Raw genomic sequence first — 2,452 nt, forward strand, 5'->3', positions numbered from 1 at the left:
TTGCTGCCAACGCACCGGCGGCGATCAGGGTTCCGATAATCGTGTTCTTCATGGTCTTGCTCCTCGTTTGCAAATGCTCTCGGCGGGCATTTCAGGTGGAGAGGTCTTGCTTGCTCCGATCCATCAACGAGGGAGGGGCGGCGCTGTTCCGGCCGCGCAGCGGTGCTCCGGCCCAGCCGGCAAGGGTTCCGGCAAGTTGTCGCAAATGATCATCGCACTATCGCGCCTGCGGTACTTGCGCCGCGCCAAGTCGCTCGGATTCAGCGATGAAAATCAACTTCGGCTCGTCGCATTCTGACATAAAAGGGGGCGCCTCTCGCAAGGAGAGATGCCCCGATTAGTGTCAGTTGGACTGTCAACAAGGCATTTGGCGACAGCGATCAGGCCGCAGCAAACAGTTCCGGCTCGAGCGCCATGATCGCGTCCGCACCCGCTTCGATCTTGCGGCGCAGGGCGCCTGCATCGGGCATGATCCGCTCGGCGAAATAGCGCGCGGTCTTGAGCTTCGTCTCGTAGAACACGGCATTGCCGCTGCCCGCTTCGAGCGCCGCGATCGAGGCGCGCATCATCCGCAGCCACATCAGGCCGAGCGCGACGATGCCCATGATGTGCATGTAGCTGTGCGCGCCCGCGCCGACATGGTTGGGGTTCATCATGCCGTTCTGCATGAACCACATCGTCGCCGCCTTGAGCTCGCCCGCCGCCTTTTCCAGACGCGTGGCGAAATCGGCCAGGCGCTCGTCGCCCTTGGCATCGGCGCATTCGCTGTCGAGAATGCCGAAGAAGGTCTGCACCGCGCGCCCGCCATTCTGCGCCAGCTTGCGGCCGACCAGGTCCATCGCCTGCACGCCGTTGGTGCCTTCATAGATCATGGCGATGCGCGCATCGCGCACATACTGCTCCATGCCCCATTCGGCGATATAGCCATGGCCGCCATAGACCTGCTGCATGTTGGTGGCGATCTCATAGCCCTTGTCGGTGCCATAGCCCTTGATCACCGGGGTGAGCAGGCTGATGATGTCGTCAGCGGCGACGCGCTCTTCCTCGGTCTGCGCCTTGTGCGTGAGATCGACCTGCAGGCCGCCCCAGAGGATCAGCGCGCGCAGACCCTCGTTGATCGCCTTGGCTTCCATCAGCATGCGGCGGACATCGGGATGCACGAACAGCGTGTCGGCCTTTTCGTTCGCATCCTGCGCGCCGGTGAGCGCACGGCCCTGGCGACGGTCGCCTGCGTACTGCACCGCATTCTGATACGACACCTCGCCCATCGCGAGGCCCTGGCCGCCGACGCCGAGGCGCGCGGCGTTCATCATGATGAACATCGCGGCAAGGCCCTTGTTCTCCTCGCCGACCATATAGCCGGTGGCGCCGTCATAGTTCATCACGCAGGTCGAATTGCCGTGGATGCCCATCTTGTGCTCGATCGAGCCGCACGACACCGCGTTGCGCTCGCCCAGCGAACCGTCGTCGTTGACGAGGAACTTCGGCACGATGAACAGCGAGATGCCCTTGACGCTGTCGGGCGCGTCGGGGGTCTTGGCAAGCACCAGATGGATGATGTTCTCGGTGAGGTCATGCTCGCCCGACGAGATGAAGATCTTGGTGCCGGTGATGGCATAGGTGCCGCCGGGCTGCGGAACCGCCTTGGTACGGATGAGGCCGAGATCGGTGCCGCAATGCGGTTCGGTCAGGTTCATCGTGCCGCCCCACTTGCCGCTGATCATGTTGGGGCAGTATTTTTCCTTCTGCTCCTGGCTGCCCTTGGCGAGGATCGCCGAGACCGCGCCATGCGTCAGGCCCGGATACATGGCAAAGGCCATGTTGCTCGACGCCATATATTCCTCGAACGCGATGCCGACGACATGCGGCATACCCTGCCCACCGAATTCTTCCGGCGCAGACAAGGTGCCCCAGCCCGCCTCGCAATACTGATCATAGGCCTGCTTGAAGCCGTCGGGGGTGGTCACGCTGCCATCGGGATGGCGCATGCAGCCCTGCTGGTCGCCCACCTGGTTCAGCGGGAACAGCACTTCCTCGACAAACTTGCCGGCTTCCTCGAGCACGGCGGACAGAACGTCGGGCGCGGCATTGTCGAAGCCGGGCAGGTTGGAATATTTCTCGATTCCCAGCACCTCGTTCAGGATGAACTGGGTATCGCGCACCGGTGCGGTATATTTGGGCATCTTGCGGGTCCTCTCAAAACATGTGGGTCAGATGTCAGGCTGGGGAGAGCCTGAGAAAGGGGGCGTGGTCCGTGACCGGCAACCGCCCGGATCGAAACGCGGGCCTCAGCCCTGGTCGGCACGATCCACTTGCTCGACCATCTTCACGAACTGCGAAAGCTCCTGGATCGCGCTTTCGAGGTCCTTTTTCTGCTTGCGCATCAGGGCTATGCGTTCCTTGCAGCGCTGCAGCGTCACGCGGCGCTGTTCGCGGCGTCCGTCGCCGATAT

The 2,452-nt window shown here is 62.8% G+C and carries 2 protein-coding genes; one reads left to right on the forward strand and one right to left on the reverse strand.

The window, feature by feature from the left end:
* A partial coding sequence (locus DM995_RS22205; protein ID WP_232824180.1) for a hypothetical protein occupies window positions 1-298 on the forward strand: 298 nt, incomplete at its 5' end.
* Between the two features lie 82 nt (window positions 299-380).
* On the opposite strand, the gene DM995_RS07895 is transcribed toward DM995_RS22205, so the two are convergent.
* On the reverse strand, window positions 381-2,183 hold the full coding sequence (locus DM995_RS07895; RefSeq protein ID WP_116969075.1) for an acyl-CoA dehydrogenase C-terminal domain-containing protein: 1,803 nt from the start codon (window positions 2,181-2,183) through the stop codon (window positions 381-383).
* Between the last annotated feature and the right edge of the window lie 269 nt (window positions 2,184-2,452).

The organism is Blastomonas sp. UPD001, assembly GCF_003426715.1.
Taxonomy (GTDB): Bacteria; Pseudomonadota; Alphaproteobacteria; order Sphingomonadales; family Sphingomonadaceae; genus Blastomonas.